We start from the raw sequence: 13738 nt of genomic DNA, 5'->3' as shown, positions 1-13738 counted from the left end.
GCGTTTCTCCGAGCCGGCGGCTCGTCCTGATATGATCTGGCCCGGCTCCGCTTGGCTCGGCGCTACGCGGCCATCATCGCCCGAACGGCCCTCATGTCCTCGGCGAAGCGGGTACGCTCGGCTGCCGCCTCCTGCGGGTCGCGGAGTCGCAGGATGTAGGACGGGTGAATCGTCAGGAACACCGCGAGCCCGTCGTCGCGTTCGATGGTCTGGCCGCGTTGCCGGGTGATCGCCACCGGCGCCTCCAGCAGCGACTGGGCCGCGGTCGCGCCGAGCGCCACCACCAGCTTCGGCTTCAGCAGCGTCAACTCCTGCGCCAGCCACCAGCGGCAGGCCTGCACCTCGCCGGCATTGGGCTTGCTGTGGATACGGCGCTTGCCGCGCGGCTCGAACTTGAAGTGCTTGACCGCGTTGGTGACATAGACCGCCGTGCGGTCGATGCCGGCTTCGCCGAGCACCGCGTCGAAGATCCTGCCGGCCGGGCCGACGAAGGGCCGGCCCTGCAGGTCTTCCTGGTCGCCGGGCTGCTCGCCGACGAACACCAGTTCGGCAATGTCAGGGCCTTCGCCGAACACCGTCTGCGTCGCTTCGCTCCACAGCGGGCAGCGCCGGCACTGGCTTGCCTGCTGGCGCAAAGCGTCGATAGATCGAGCCGCGGTCTCGGTAACAGCTTCGGCTGAGGGCCAGTGCCTGGCCTGTATCGCCTGGTGATGCGCTGCGGGCATGGTCGGCATCCTCGCGATCATCTCGCGGGCCGCCTCGTCGGCGCCAGCGATCAGATTCGGAATGAGCGAGGCCTCCGGCAGGTTCCGCCAGTATTTCTTGGGCATCTCCGATTGCATCGCCTTCACCTTCAGGCGGGCTGGGTTGAAGATGTTGGCGAAATAGGTCCGCCACATCTCCTCCGACTGGTCGGCGGTGGGCGCGTCGTTCCTAGAGGCACCGGGGCCGAACGCCAGTCTTTCGCGGTCCCACTCGGTCGAGCCACGGGGCGTCAGGATTGCCCAATGCATGCCGGTGAAGCGGCGCACGAAGAACGGGGCGGCCAGTTCGAGGATGAAATGATCGGGCTCGAACCAGGCGACGAAACGCTCGTCGTTTCCATCGCCGATCTTTCGGAAGCGGACGAAGGCGTGCATCTTGTGCTCGTCGCGCCGGACCGATTTCTCCATCGTCTCGAAACGGCGCACGTCCGGGTCGGAGGCGATCCGGAGCAAATGCGGTTCGCTGCGCTGCCGCCACAGCAACCGGTAGAGCAGGGCGAACCGCTCGCTGTCGCTGTGGCATGCGACGATGGTGGCACGCTCGACGAATTCTCGGGAGACCCTGAGTTCGACGCCCGGCGTCGGCGCCGGCAGTTCGTCGCCTTCGCCGCCGACATGCCACTCGATGTCCTCGGGCTTCACCTCGTTGGTGCTCAGCCTGCGCGCGGCATCGCGCCAGCCATCGAAGTCGGTCGGGCCGGCGAGGTGCACCGCATAGGCGGCCAGTGACAAAGCGGGCTGGCCGGTCATCGGAACAGCTCGAGCTGCTGCGGCTTCGGTGCGATCGTCTCGCGCAGCCGTGCCGCGTCGGTGGCGGCACCCGGTGACCAGCCGTCGGCGACGATGAACGGGCGCACCTTGGCGATGGATTGGCAGAGACGGCCGACATCTTCCAAGCGCAACCGCTTGAAGCGGCGCGTCTCGATGATGCGCTCGACGGCGCGCGTGCCGAAACCCGGGATGCGCAGCAGCCTCTCCTTGTCGGCGCGGTTGACGTCGACAGGGAACGAGGCACGGTTGCGCAGCGCCCAGGCAAGCTTGGGGTCGATTTCCAGGTCGAGCATGCCGTCTGGCTGGCCGTCGAGGATTTCGCCCTGGTCAAAGCCGTAGAAACGCATCAGCCAGTCGGCCTGGTAGAGCCGGTGCTCGCGCATCAGCGGCGGCTTCCTGAGGGGCAGGGCGGAGGAGGCGTCGGGGATCGGGCTGAAGGCCGAATAGTAGACGCGTCGCAGCTGGTAGCTGCCATAGAGCCGGGCGCTGGTCTTGAGGATGCCGGCATCCGGCGTGGCGTCGGCGCCGACGATCATCTGCGTCGACTGGCCTCCCGGGGCAAAGCGCTCACGCGTCTTCGTCCGTAGCGTCGGCTCCGCCTTCTCCTCGATCTTCGAGCGCAGCTTTGCCATCGAGACACGGATCGTCTCCGGCCGTTTCTCCGGCGCCAGCCGCTTCACGCCCTCGTCGGTCGGCAGCTCGACATTGATCGACAGGCGATCAGCATAGAGGCCGGCCTTCTCGATCAACTCGGCGGACGCCTCGGGGATGGTCTTGAGATGAATGTAGCCGCCGAATTTCTCGTCGAGCCTGAGCCGTCGTGCCACCTCCACCATCTCTCCCATGGTGTTGTCGGGCGAACGGACGACGCCCGACGACAGGAACAGCCCCTCGATGTAGTTGCGCTTGTAGAAGTCCATGGTCAGCCGCACCACCTCATCGACCGTGAAGCGGGCGCGGCGGACATTGGAGGAGGAGCGATTGATGCAGTAGCTGCAGTCGTAGATGCAGAAATTGGTCAGCAGGATCTTGAGCAGAGAGATGCAGCGGCCGTCGGGCGCGTAAGAGTGACAGATGCCCATGCCCTCGGTCGAGCCGATGCCGCCGGACTTGAGCGAGTCGCGCCCGCCGGCACCCGACGAGGCGCAGGAGGCGTCATATTTCGCGGCGTCGGAAAGGATCGCGAGTTTCTCGCGGGTCGAAAGAACTGCCATTTGTTCATGATATGTTCTTTTGACTGACGAGACCAGAGGCTTCGTCGGCGTGCGGCGAAATGTGATCGAAGCTGGGGAGGGATGGCGGGCGATTGTCCGCCATCCCCGGGGGATCACACCTCGTGTAGATAGAGGTGGTAGTCCAGCTCGCTGACCGTGCGGGCGACGCGGAAATATTCGCTTTCCTTGATCGCCGTGAACGTGCGGTGCAGGTCGTGGCCGAGTGCGGTGCGCAGGAATTCCGAGGCCTTGGCGGCCTCGATGGCCGAGCGCCAGTCCGGCGGCATCACGCTTTCGGTGCCTTCAGCCTGTTCGTAGCCGTTGCCTGAGGTTTCCGGGCCGGGATCGAGTTGTTCCTCCAGTCCCTTCGAGATGCCGGCGAGGATGGTCGCGGCGACAAGGTAGGGGTTGGCGTCGACGCCCGAGGGGCGGTGCTCGATGCGGCGGTTCTTGGCGTCGCCCGCCGGCACGCGCAGCGCCACCGAGCGGTTGTTGACGCCCCAGGTCGGCGCCACCGGTGCATAGGACTGTGACACGAAGCGGCGCCACGAGTTGGCGTGCGGGGCAAACACCAGCATCGATTCCGCCATCGTGTCGGCGAGGCCGCCGAGCGCGTGCAGCAGCTTCGGCTCCCAGGTGCCTTCCTCGGCTTCAGTGAAGACATTGCGACCGTCGCGGTCGAGCAGCGAGACGTGGAAATGCATGCCCGAGCCGGCATATTTCTCGATCGGCTTGGCCATGAAGCAGGCAGTCACCCCGTGGCGGCGAGCCTGGGCGCGCACCAGCCGCTTCAGCATCAGCAGGTCGTCAGCCGCCTGCATCACGTCCTTGCGGTAGCGCAAAGTGAGCTCGTATTGGCCCGGCGCGTATTCCGAGATGACCGTCTCGGCCGGGATGCCTTGCACTTTTGCGGCAGCATAGATGTCGGAGAACAAAGGCTCCATGCCGTGCAGATGGTCGACCGAATAGACTTCGGTCTTGCCCGAGGCACGACCATCCAGCACTGCGCGGGCCGGCTGGACCTTGCCGTCGCCGTCGCGGTCGTTGGCGAGCAGGAAGAATTCGAGCTCGAAGGCGCCGGCGGGGTAAAGACCCTTTTCGGCCAGCCTGTCGACCTGGCGCTTCAGCGCCAGGCGGGGGTCCGAGGTCATCGGTGCGCCGTCGAGATGGAACATCGACATCAGCACCTGGCCGCGGGCCGGGCTGGTGCCATGCAACGGCTTCAGCGTGCCCGGGATCGGCCATGCACGCAGGTCACCGTCGCCGGAATCCCAGATCAGGCCGGTTTCGTGGACGTCCTCGCCTGTGATGTCGAGGCCGAGGATCGAGATCGGCAGGTGGCGTCCGCCTTCGTACAGTCCCATCAGTTCATGGCGGCGAATGATCTTGCCGCGGCCGACGCCATTGGCGTCTGTCAGAACGATGTCGAAGGCTTCGATATCAGGGTTCGCGTCGAGGAAGGCTCTGGCCTCTTCGATGGTCGAGCCGGAAGGTGATGTCATGATGTCACTCAATTGTCCTTGTGCCTTGTCTCATGCCGTAAGACGGGCGGCAATATCGCCGAAAGCTGCAACCAGTCTGTCGACCTGCCGCGCTGTCGTCACCGGAGAGACCAGCATCATGTTGTGGAACGGCGCGATCAGCACGCCGCGATTGACCAGCGCCACATGCACGGCAGCCTCCAGTCGGGAGGCATGTGCGTGCTCGGCCTCGCCGCCATTGCGGAGCGGGCCGGGGGCGCATATGAACTCGACACGGGCGCCGACACGCATCACGTGCCAGGGCAGTTTCCGTTTTCGGATCGCCTTGTCGAGGCCGGTTGCCAGCCGTTCGGCCAGCGTCTCCATGTGGGCGTAGTTTTCCTCGGTCATGACCTCTTCGAGCGTTGCGCGCATCGCCGCGAACTGGAGGGGATTGGCCGACAGCGTCGTGCCCATGCCGGAATAGCCCGGCTCCTTGGTGGCATTGTAGGCAGCGTAGCGGGCCGCGAGATCTTCGCTCATGCCCCACACGCTCGCCGGCACACCGCCGGCAACAGGCTTGCCGAGCACGAACAGGTCGGGCTCGAGATTGTGCTTTCTGGTGTAGCCGCCCGGGCCGGTCGAGATGGTGTGGGTCTCATCGATCAGAAGCAGCGTGCCGGCCTGCCGCGTCAGCGCGCGCACGCCTTCGAGGAAGCCGGGCTCGGGCAGCACCATGCAGGAGTTGGTCAATACAGGCTCAGTGATGACGCAGGCGACGTCGCCATGGCTCAGCGCCTTCTCCAGCGCCTCGAGATCGTTGAACTCGACAATACGCGTGCGCTGGGTGAGGTCGCGGAACTCGCCGGCGAGGCCAGGACGGTTGATCGGCTTGCCATCGTCGAGCCGCACCATCGTCTCGTCGACCGCGCCGTGGTAGCAGCCGTTGAAAACGAGGATCTTGTCGCGGCCGGTGACGGCGCGGGCGACGCGCAGCGCAAAGCGATTTGCGTCGGTCGCCGTCGTCGCGATCTGCCAGTGCGGCAGGCCGAAGCGTTTTGCCAAGAGCAGGCCAAGCGTGAGCGAATCCTCCGACGGCAGCATATAGGTCAGGCCGCGGGCAGCCTGCCGGCGGATGGCACGGGCGACGGGCGCCGGCGAATGGCCGAACATCGAGCCGGTGTCGCCGAGGCAGAAGTCGGCCAGCTTGTTGCCGTCGACGTCGGTGATGGTGGCACCGCTCGCCTTGTCGACCAGGATGGGGAAGGGCGTCGGCCAGTCTTTCATCCAGTGCATCGGGACGCCGTTGAAGAACCCTGCCATGCCGTTGCCCAATGCGGCCTCCGATTTGGGCCGGGCGTGGCGGAAGATTTCCGCCTCCGTCGCTGCAAGCTCTGCGATGCGCGACAGCGGCACGCCGCCTTCGGTGGTTTCGGGTCGTTCGATGCGGTTCATCATGGCTCCCATTGGACAGACGGGCGCCACTCTAGCCAGCCGCCCCTACAAACGGCAACTGGCCGTTGTGCAGGTCTCTGTTGGCTCAGCGCCGCCTTCCGGGCCGTAATCGCCGGCAACGATCATGACACTGTGCTTTGGGGGCAGGGGACGGTGCGTGTTATAGTATCACCATGTCGATCCTGCTTGTGGCAGGCCCGGCCGTTGCCTCTGGCGGGCTGTCATGCGGTGCCAAGGATGAGGCAGTGAAACTGACCATCGAGAGTGGTGTCACTCGTGGCATGGGGAGCCCCGTTTTCAATTTCCGGGGCGAGATCGAAATCCTCGACAAGAGCGTTGCCGAAGACCTGCGCAAGATCAGCTTCGACGGTTCGCATCTGGCGCAATACTGGCTCGACGGCGAGGAACTCAGGCTGATCGTCTATCGCGAGCGTGAGGCCGGCAAGCCGCACGGCTATGTTGAGGTCATGGTCAAGACCAGGTCGGGCGACGATGGCGACTACATCGGCCAGTACGCGGTCACCACCTACGACACGGACGGCACATCAGGCGGCGAAGGCAAGACCTTCAACTTTACCGGCCGGGCGACCTGCCTGGTGGAATAGGCTCGCGCTTGGCAAACTTCGCGTGATCAGTCCTGGTGCATGGCTGCGATAGCGCGCCGCATCAAAGCGAGGAATGTACGGCGTTCGTCTTCACTGAAGGCGGCGAGCGCTGCCTCATTTTGCGCCCGCGCCGCCTCGGTCGCGGGTCCACGCAGCGCCACGGCTCTCGGGGTCAGGTGAACGGACTGCGAGCGGCCATCGTCGGGCCGGGTGCGCCGCTCGATCAGCCCGTCGCGCTCCATCCGTGTCAGCGTGTTGGCCATGGTCGCCTGCTCGACGTCGAGCCGGCGCACCAGTTCGCTCTGGGTCAGCCCGTCCTCGTCCCACAGGGCCAGCAGGGTCATGAACTGCGCCGGCGCAAGGCCGAGCGGGCGGATGCGCTGTTGCAGGCCTTTGGCGAAGAGCCGCGCCATCTGGTTGGCGAGATAGCCGGCTGAGCGGTCTTTCTGGAAGGTCATGGCTTAGAAATAGCCATTGAATAGCATGCTATGCAATGATATATAGCTTGCTATTGAAATCGGCGAGGCATGACGATGAAAGCCAAAGTCCATGCCGCGGCTGGTGCCGCGGCCCTGCTCGTCGTCGGCAGCTTCTGGCTGGCCACCGTTGCCACCGAGCTGTCCGGCAATCTCGAAACCGTAGCTATGGCCAAGGCGGGCATACTCGCCGGCATGGCGGTGCTCATCCCGCTGATGATCGTGGCCGGCGCCTCCGGCTTTTCGTTGGCGAAGGGATGGAAGAGCCCGGGGGTGCAGCGCAAGAAGCGTCGCATGCGCATCGTTGCTGCCAACGGCATTCTGGTGCTGCTGCCGTCGGCCTACGTGCTGGCCGGCTGGGCGGGGGAGGGCCGCTTCGACGCGGCCTTCGTCACCGTGCAGGTGCTGGAGCTTGCGGCCGGAGCCGTCAACATCGCGCTGTTGTCGCTCAACATGCGCGACGGCCTGGCATTGCGCCGCACGCCGCCGCGGGCGGTTCGCTATGGTTGAGATCAGCCCGCGATATCGATGACGCCGCAATCGCCGGCGGCACTGCCGAAGGCGATGCGGCGTTCGTCCTTGTCCCAGGCCATGGAGGTGATGGCGCCCTTGCCGGGGCGGCGCAAAAGCACCTCCTTGGAGTCGGCCAAACGCACCGCCAGCACCATGCCGTCGTCGAAGCCGACTGCGACGATGTCTTCGCTCGGATGGCACGAGACCGTGGTCACCATGGCGTTGGCGCGGGTGCCGAGTTCCAGAGGCGCCTTGCCCATCGGGCCGTCCTTGCCTGTGAATGGCCAGACGATGGCCGCCGGCGCGCCGGAGCTCGCCAGCCACTTGCCCTTGGCGCTCCACGACAGGCTCTTCACCTTGGCGGGATAGCCGGTCATGCGCATGTGCTTGCCGTCGGCGAGCTTCCAGCCATGCAGCGCGTTTTCCTGCATTGATGTCACGACATAGGCGCCGTCGGGCGAAAAGGTGATGCCGGTGTGTGCGCCGTCCCACTGCAGCTCGGTAGGTGCGCCCTCGGCGGCCGGGAAATGCAGGGTCGCGCCATTGTAGCGGGCGACGCCGATGCGCATGCCCTTGGGCGAAAAAGCGATGCCTTCGGCAGAGCGCGGGTGGGCATATTCCTTGATCTTGCCGTCGGCGAAGCGAACCCAGGCATTGCGGCCGCTGGCATAGGCGACCGCACCCTGCGGGCCTGAAGCCACCGACGTCACCCATTTGCGGCCGGCGCTGGCCAGCTCTTCGGCTGATCCCGCTGACGAAAGCGACATCACCTTGCCGTCCTCGCCGCCCGTGATCAGCAGGTCGTTCCTGGCTGTCGTGGTCGCCGCCAGCAGCCCGTCATGCAGCTTCAGCGACTTCTGGCCGTGGTCGAGCCAGTGCACCATGCCGTCGGCGAGCGCGAAGAAGGGGATGTTGTCGAGGAAGGCTGCAGCAACGCAATGGCCTTCGAGATCAAACGGGGCGACTGTCGGCATGATTTTGTAACGTCCGGTCGGGTTGCGGGTACTTGCAAGCACCCCTCACCGGGTCGCTGCGCTCGCCACCTCTCCCCCCTGCCCGGGGGAGAGAAAACGCCAATCGCCGAAGCAGCGATTCCTCGCCCTCACGAAATGGGGGGAGAGGTGGCGAGCGTAGCGACCCGGTGAGGGGGCCTTACTCGACCTCGTCAGCGCTAGCAAGGATTGAGGGCAGCTTACGCCGCCTGGCAGGCCTCGAAGCTACGCGTCAGGCGCTCGGCGTCGAGTTCGCGGCCGATGAACACCAGCCGGCTCTCGCGCTTCTCGCCATCCTTCCAGGCACGCTGGTGGTCGCCCTCGATGATCATGTGGACGCCCTGGAGCACATAGCGGTCCGGATCGTCCTTGATAGCGATGATACCCTTGAGGCGCAGGATGTTGGGGCCTTCCATCTGGGTGATCTTTTCGATCCAGGGGAAGAACTTCTTGGGGTCCATGTCGCCGCCGCGCAGCGACACCGACTTCACCGTCACATCGTGGATCGGCGACACCGCGCCATGGTCGTGATCGTGGTCATGGTCATGATCATGGTGGTGGTGATCATGGTGGTGGTGATCATGATCGTGGTGGTGATGATGGTCGTGGTCGCAGTTCGGGCCACATTCATGATCGTGGTCATGGTCGTGATCGTGCGCGTCGAGGAAATGCGGATCGTCGGCCAGGACGCGCTGCAGATCGAAGGCGCCGCGGTCGAGCACCTGGTCGAGCGCCACGCCGGCGCGGGTGGTGCGATGGATCTTGGCCGTCGGGTTGATGGCGCGGATGGTTGCCTCGACCTGGCGCAGCTCGTCCTCGTTGACGAGGTCGGTCTTGTTGAGAACGACGACGTCGGCGAAGGCGATCTGGTCCTCGGCCTCGCGAGAATCTTTCAGGCGCAGCGGCAGGTGCTTGGCGTCGACCAGGGCGACAACGGCGTCGAGCTTGGTCTTGGAGCGGACGTCGTCGTCCATGAAGAAGGTCTGGGCAACCGGTACCGGGTCGGCAAGGCCGGTGGTCTCGACGACGATGGCGTCGAAACGGCCGGGCCGGCGCATCAGGCCTTCGACGACGCGGATCAGGTCGCCGCGCACGGTGCAGCAGACGCAGCCATTGTTCATCTCGTAGATTTCCTCGTCGGATTCCACGATCAGGTCGTTGTCGATGCCGATCTCGCCGAATTCGTTGACGATGACCGCATAACGCTTGCCGTGGTTCTCGGACAGGATGCGGTTGAGCAGGGTCGTCTTGCCGGAGCCGAGATAGCCGGTCAGCACGGTGACGGGGATTTGGGTCTGAGCTTCGGTCATGGTCGTCCTCGGGGTCGAATAGAGGCTCCATATAGGATGCCGGAGAGGCTTTTGCACGTCTCAAACGGCAGTAGAGTTTCGGCCAGAGAGATTACCGAAAATTCATTAGGCCCGCGGCCCGGCCGTTCCTAGATTGCCTCACGGGGCGGGGGCACCGACCCCAACAAAGGAGCCGGGCGCCCATGCCTGAAAAACCTGTCAATCTTTCGCGCCGCCGGGCGCTTGGCCTGATCGCGGTAACGGCTGGCGGCAGTGCCTTGCTGTCGGCGCGCGCCTTTGCCCAGCAGGCCTCGCCGCAGGCAGGCACGTCGCTGCTCATGCCCGGGGCGGGTGTCTGCATGCTGACGCCCGAGACGACGGAAGGTCCGTATTATTTCGATCCGGCGCTTGAGCGCGCCGACATCACCGAAGGACGCAAGGGCATCGACCTGATGGTGCGGCTGCAGGTGGTCGACCAGGACTGCCGGCCGATCGAGAGCGCCCGCGTCGACCTCTGGCATTGCGATGCCAAGGGGCATTATTCCGGCTATCCCGGCCAGGGCGACAAGCGCGATGTCGACACGTCGGGCGAAAAATTCCTGCGCGGCTGGCAAAGCACCGGCAAGGACGGCATCGTCGCCTTCAGGACGATCTATCCCGGCTGGTATCGCGGCCGCACCACCCATATCCACTTCAAGGCGGTGCCCAGGGACGGCGAGGTGCTGACCGGGCAGATGTTCTTCCCCGACGATCTCAGCGAACACATCTACATGACCGCTCCGCCCTACAACGAGCGGCAGGGCGTGCGCGACACCATGAATGTCGACGACGGCATCCTGCGCCGGGCCGGGCAGGGCGTGCAGAGTGCCGTGCGTGAAGTCGATGCCGCCTACGAGGCGCTGATGATCATTGCGGTGAAGCGCGCCGGCTAAGTCTTTTTGCCGGAAATTTGCCGGCGAAGCATTCCTGTCATCGAACTGTAACATCCGTCTGGCAAGACGCGCTCGCAGGTGGTTGGTTGCCGGCAAAGCGACATGGCAACGATCGCACGCGAAGGTGATTGCCAACGGCCGCGCGGTAACTATTCTCGACCATCACGGTGCGAGGCGTGGCGCAGGAGATGCGGATGTCCAAGTCCAACAAAGGCGCGGCGATGAACCGGCTTCACCATGTGGCCCGGCTGGCGCGCACGACGCTCGCTGCGCGGCTGCTCACGCATGGTTTCTACGCTGGCCAGGACCAGATCATGCTGTCGCTGCACGACGAGGACGGCCAGACGCCCGGCCAGCTCGCCTCGCGCCTCGGCGTTCGTCCGCCGACCATCACCAAGACCATCAACCGGCTGCAGGCGCAGGGCTTTCTCGAAAAGCGCGCCTCCGACACCGATGCGCGCCAGGCCCACATCTACCTGACCGATACCGGCAGGGACGCCATCCGTGCCGTCGAGAAGTCGGTCAAGAAGACCGAGAAGCAGGCGCTCAGGGGCCTGGACAAGAAGGACGTGAAGCAACTGACCAAGCTGTTGCTGCGTATCGAGGCCAATCTGTCGGATCTCGCCATCATTGACGACGAGGTCACCGGCAGCGACGCTGAGCCGGCTGCCGAAGCCGAGCACGAAGTCGAGGCCGAAGCGGCCGAATAGGCCGTTTCTCGATTGGACCACCAGTTTTGCCTTGCCGGGCGGCGGTCATTGGCGCATTAGAGCGCCGGGCGTCGGAAAGGACGCGCTAAGGACGTTCCAACTTGTTGAATCGGCGCATCGTGCCTTCCTGGCCGATGCGCTAGCCTGATGACCTCCGTCCCATTTTCCGGCCCGCCAGCGTGACCTCCCAAAAACCAGCAGAAACCGCAACGCCGACCTCGGCGATCCTGCTGATATTCGCCTCGGGCCTGGTCTTCTCCTTCCTCGATACCAGTGCCAAGCACCTGGTCACCTCGGGCCTGGCCGCACCTTTCGTCACCTGGGTGCGCTTCGCCGTCCATGCCGTGCTGGTGCTCGTGCTGTTCAAGGCCTGGCGGCGGCCGGAGCGGTTGGTGCCTCAGAGCCTGTCAATGCAGATCCTGCGCGCCGTCTTCATGTTCGGCTCGACGATCTTCAACTTTGCCGCCCTGCAGACGCTGCAACTGGCCGAGACTGTGTCGATCAATTTCGCCAGTCCCATGGTCATCACCGCACTCGCCGGCCCGATGCTGGGCGAATGGGCCGGCTGGCGGCGCTGGCTTGCTGTCGGCGTCGGCTTCCTCGGCGTCATCGTCATCACCCGGCCGGGTTTTGGCGGCTTCGGCATCGGTCACCTGTTTTCGATCTGCGCGATGCTGAGCTCGTCGCTCTACAACATCCTGACCCGCAAGATGGGCGGTACCGAAACGGCTGAAAGCCTGATCCTCTATTCGGCGGTCGTGCCGGCCATCTTCATGCTGCCGGCGCTGCCGCTGGCAGGCTCGATGCCCGCCCATCTCTATGACTGGCTGGTACTGTTCGGGCTCGGCGTTTTCGGCGGCTTCGGCCATTGGCTGCTGATCAAGGCCTACATGCGTGCCACTGCCACGGCACTTGCGCCCTATCCCTATCTGCAGATGGTGTGGATGATCATTCTGGGCTGGCTGGTGTTCGACCAGCTACCCGACCGCTGGACCCTTGCCGGGGCTACGATCATCGTCGGCAGCGGCCTCTATATAGTCCATCGCGAGCACACGCTGCGGGGTCCGTAACCGTGCGGCACTCAATGCCGAGGCCGAGGAGCTGGCAAAAAAGCTTTGATTTGCCGTTGAACAATGGCATAGGGCTTTAAACGGTTTAAAAGACCGTCCGTTCACGCTTGCGGATGGAGGGCCCGCTGGCTCAGAAGATCAAGCTTTCGACGATTGCCGACGCACTCGGAGTCTCGACCGCGACTGTGTCGCTCGCCTTGCGCGACAGCCCGCTTGTTGCCGACGTCACCCGTGACCGCATCAAGCAGCACGCCCGCGAGATCGGTTACATCTACAACCGCCGTGCAGCCAGCCTGCGCACCTCGCGCTCCGGCATCGTCGGGGTCGTCGTGCACGACATCATGAACCCGTTCTATGCCGAGATCCTGCGCTCGATCGAGAGCGAGCTGGACCGCAGCCGGCAGACCTTCATCCTGTCGAATCACTATGACGATCTTGAAAAGCAGCGCACCTTCGTCGACACGCTGCTGCAACTCGGCGCCGATGGCGTGATCATGTCGCCGGCCATCGGCACGCCGCCCGAGGACATCATCATGGCCGAGGAGAACGGACTGCCGGCGGTGCTGATCGCGCGCTCCGTCGAGGGCGCCGAGGTTCCTGTCTTCCGCGGCGACGATGCCTATGGCACCGCGCTCGCCACCAATCATCTGATCTCGCTCGGCCATAAGCGCATCGCCATGATCGGCGGCACCGACCAGACCTCGACCGGCCGCCATCGTTATCAGGGCTATCTCAATGCGATGGAGGCAGCCGGGCTCGAAGTGCTGCCGTCATGGCGCATCGCCGGCCCGCGCACCAAGCAGGGCGGGTTCGAGGCGGCGGGGCAGTTCCTGGCGCTCAAGGACAAGCCGACGGCTGCCTGTTGCTGGAACGATCTCGTCGCCATCGGCCTGATGAACGGCATCGCCCGTGCCGGTCTGGTGCCGGGCATCGACGTTTCCGTCACCGGCTATGACGACCTCGAGGAAGCCGAGATCGCAACGCCGGCGCTGACCACCGTCTGGAACGGTCAGCGCGAGGTCGGCCGCCGTGCGGCAAGCGCCCTGCTCGACAAACTCAATGGTCAGCAGGTGCGCCCCTCGCAGGAGCTCATCAAGCCGGAACTGCATGTCCGCCAGTCGACGGGCAAGCCTAGGGAACGAGCATAGGTCAGCGGCCTTGTAGCGCTTGGGTTCGTAGCGCTTGGGTTCCTCGCCCCGCGAAATGGGGAGGGGTGGTTCGCGCAGAGAACCGGAGAGGAGAGTTGCCAAAGCGGAGGCCGCATTGGCAACACGCGGATACTACTCCGCAGCAGCCCTTGCCGCCTGACGCGCCACCGCATGCGCCCGCACGGCATCGCCAAACGCCTTGAAGATGCGCTGCGAGATATCGTCCGACTTGACCCAATATTCGGGGTGCCACTGCACGCCGACGGCAAAGGCCCTGGAATCGCGCACCGACACGGCTTCGACCGTGCCGTCGGGCGCGATGGCCTCGACCTGCAGCTT

General features: G+C 64.8%; 13 protein-coding genes and 1 pseudogene. 6 read left to right on the top strand and 8 right to left on the bottom strand.

Annotated elements, in window-relative coordinates; all coding sequences use genetic code 11:
• Positions 1-62: 62 nt before the first annotated feature.
• The 4 genes from NDO48_RS23045 to NDO48_RS23030 all read right to left on the bottom strand — a co-directional run bounded on the left by NDO48_RS23045 (position 63) and on the right by NDO48_RS23030 (position 5664).
• Entirely contained in the window at positions 63-1514 is a 1452-nt protein-coding gene (locus NDO48_RS23045) for a UdgX family uracil-DNA binding protein (protein WP_018429444.1), read from the bottom strand.
• Positions 1511-2749: a putative DNA modification/repair radical SAM protein gene (locus NDO48_RS23040; protein ID WP_018429443.1), complete on the bottom strand. Its 1239-nt coding sequence runs from the start codon at positions 2747-2749 to the stop codon at positions 1511-1513. Before NDO48_RS23040 ends, NDO48_RS23045 begins: the two co-directional genes overlap by 4 nt.
• Before the next feature lie 113 nt (positions 2750-2862).
• Entirely contained in the window at positions 2863-4251 is a 1389-nt protein-coding gene (locus tag NDO48_RS23035; protein WP_267322419.1) for a glutamine synthetase family protein, read from the bottom strand.
• Positions 4252-4281: 30 nt separating this feature from the next.
• Complete coding sequence (locus NDO48_RS23030; RefSeq protein ID WP_026227507.1) at positions 4282-5664, bottom strand: aspartate aminotransferase family protein; 1383 nt, start codon at positions 5662-5664, stop codon at positions 4282-4284.
• A gap of 245 nt (positions 5665-5909) precedes the next feature.
• Between NDO48_RS23030 and NDO48_RS23025 the strand changes: the two genes are divergently transcribed.
• Positions 5910-6269, top strand: coding sequence for a hypothetical protein (locus NDO48_RS23025; protein ID WP_157632786.1), 360 nt, complete (start codon positions 5910-5912; stop codon positions 6267-6269).
• A 26-nt stretch (positions 6270-6295) separates the two neighbouring features.
• Here the strand turns inward: NDO48_RS23025 and NDO48_RS23020 are convergent, their stop codons facing one another.
• Positions 6296-6727, bottom strand: a complete 432-nt coding sequence (locus NDO48_RS23020; protein ID WP_018429439.1) for a MarR family winged helix-turn-helix transcriptional regulator — start codon at positions 6725-6727, stop codon at positions 6296-6298.
• A 75-nt stretch (positions 6728-6802) separates the two neighbouring features.
• Between NDO48_RS23020 and NDO48_RS23015 the strand changes: the two genes are divergently transcribed.
• The gene (locus tag NDO48_RS23015; protein WP_040456954.1) at positions 6803-7255 is read left to right on the top strand and encodes a hypothetical protein; all 453 of its coding nucleotides are present in this window, start codon (positions 6803-6805) and stop codon (positions 7253-7255) included.
• Between the two features lie 2 nt (positions 7256-7257).
• Here NDO48_RS23015 and NDO48_RS23010 read toward each other — a convergent pair whose 3' ends face one another.
• Complete coding sequence (locus NDO48_RS23010) at positions 7258-8232, bottom strand: WD40 repeat domain-containing protein (protein WP_018429437.1); 975 nt, start codon at positions 8230-8232, stop codon at positions 7258-7260.
• A 218-nt stretch (positions 8233-8450) separates the two neighbouring features.
• On the bottom strand, positions 8451-9560 hold the full coding sequence (locus NDO48_RS23005; RefSeq protein ID WP_018429436.1) for a CobW family GTP-binding protein: 1110 nt from the start codon (positions 9558-9560) through the stop codon (positions 8451-8453).
• A gap of 182 nt (positions 9561-9742) precedes the next feature.
• On the opposite strand from NDO48_RS23005, the gene NDO48_RS23000 reads away from it, so the two are divergent.
• The 4 genes and pseudogenes from NDO48_RS23000 to NDO48_RS22985 all read left to right on the top strand — a co-directional run bounded on the left by NDO48_RS23000 (position 9743) and on the right by NDO48_RS22985 (position 13399).
• Complete coding sequence (locus NDO48_RS23000) at positions 9743-10471, top strand: intradiol ring-cleavage dioxygenase (RefSeq protein ID WP_018429435.1); 729 nt, start codon at positions 9743-9745, stop codon at positions 10469-10471.
• 194 nt (positions 10472-10665) lie between these two features.
• Positions 10666-11181, top strand: a complete 516-nt coding sequence (locus NDO48_RS22995; protein ID WP_018429434.1) for a MarR family winged helix-turn-helix transcriptional regulator — start codon at positions 10666-10668, stop codon at positions 11179-11181.
• Positions 11182-11360: 179 nt separating this feature from the next.
• Positions 11361-12300, top strand: a pseudogene (locus NDO48_RS22990) (DMT family transporter).
• Positions 12301-12364: 64 nt separating this feature from the next.
• Positions 12365-13399 (top strand): LacI family DNA-binding transcriptional regulator, encoded by a 1035-nt coding sequence (locus NDO48_RS22985; protein WP_018429432.1) that lies wholly within the window; start codon positions 12365-12367, stop codon positions 13397-13399.
• 132 nt (positions 13400-13531) lie between these two features.
• On the opposite strand, the gene NDO48_RS22980 is transcribed toward NDO48_RS22985, so the two are convergent.
• Positions 13532-13738 (bottom strand): gamma-glutamyl-gamma-aminobutyrate hydrolase family protein (locus tag NDO48_RS22980; protein WP_267322418.1); only part of this gene is annotated, 207 nt, incomplete at its 5' end.

The organism is Aminobacter sp. MET-1 (genome assembly GCF_026521175.1).
Taxonomy (GTDB): domain Bacteria; phylum Pseudomonadota; class Alphaproteobacteria; order Rhizobiales; family Rhizobiaceae; genus Aminobacter.
The sequence above is the reverse complement of the archived record's forward strand: the minus strand, read 5'-3'. Positions and strand labels throughout refer to the sequence as shown.

What these genes read in the sequence shown, in the direction of transcription:
- NDO48_RS23045 (WP_018429444.1), bottom strand. Translation starts at nt 1,514, where the DNA reads ATGACCGGCCAGCCCGCTTTGTCACTGGCCGCCTATGCGGTGCACCTC.
- NDO48_RS23040 (WP_018429443.1), bottom strand. Translation starts at nt 2,749, where the DNA reads ATGGCAGTTCTTTCGACCCGCGAGAAACTCGCGATCCTTTCCGACGCC.
- NDO48_RS23035 (WP_267322419.1), bottom strand. Translation starts at nt 4,251, where the DNA reads ATGACATCACCTTCCGGCTCGACCATCGAAGAGGCCAGAGCCTTCCTC.
- NDO48_RS23030 (WP_026227507.1), bottom strand. Translation starts at nt 5,664, where the DNA reads ATGAACCGCATCGAACGACCCGAAACCACCGAAGGCGGCGTGCCGCTG.
- NDO48_RS23020 (WP_018429439.1), bottom strand. Translation starts at nt 6,727, where the DNA reads ATGACCTTCCAGAAAGACCGCTCAGCCGGCTATCTCGCCAACCAGATG.
- NDO48_RS23015 (WP_040456954.1), top strand. Translation starts at nt 6,803, where the DNA reads ATGAAAGCCAAAGTCCATGCCGCGGCTGGTGCCGCGGCCCTGCTCGTC.
- NDO48_RS23010 (WP_018429437.1), bottom strand. Translation starts at nt 8,232, where the DNA reads ATGCCGACAGTCGCCCCGTTTGATCTCGAAGGCCATTGCGTTGCTGCA.
- NDO48_RS23005 (WP_018429436.1), bottom strand. Translation starts at nt 9,560, where the DNA reads ATGACCGAAGCTCAGACCCAAATCCCCGTCACCGTGCTGACCGGCTAT.
- NDO48_RS23000 (WP_018429435.1), top strand. Translation starts at nt 9,743, where the DNA reads ATGCCTGAAAAACCTGTCAATCTTTCGCGCCGCCGGGCGCTTGGCCTG.
- NDO48_RS22995 (WP_018429434.1), top strand. Translation starts at nt 10,666, where the DNA reads ATGTCCAAGTCCAACAAAGGCGCGGCGATGAACCGGCTTCACCATGTG.
- NDO48_RS22985 (WP_018429432.1), top strand. Translation starts at nt 12,365, where the DNA reads ATGGAGGGCCCGCTGGCTCAGAAGATCAAGCTTTCGACGATTGCCGAC.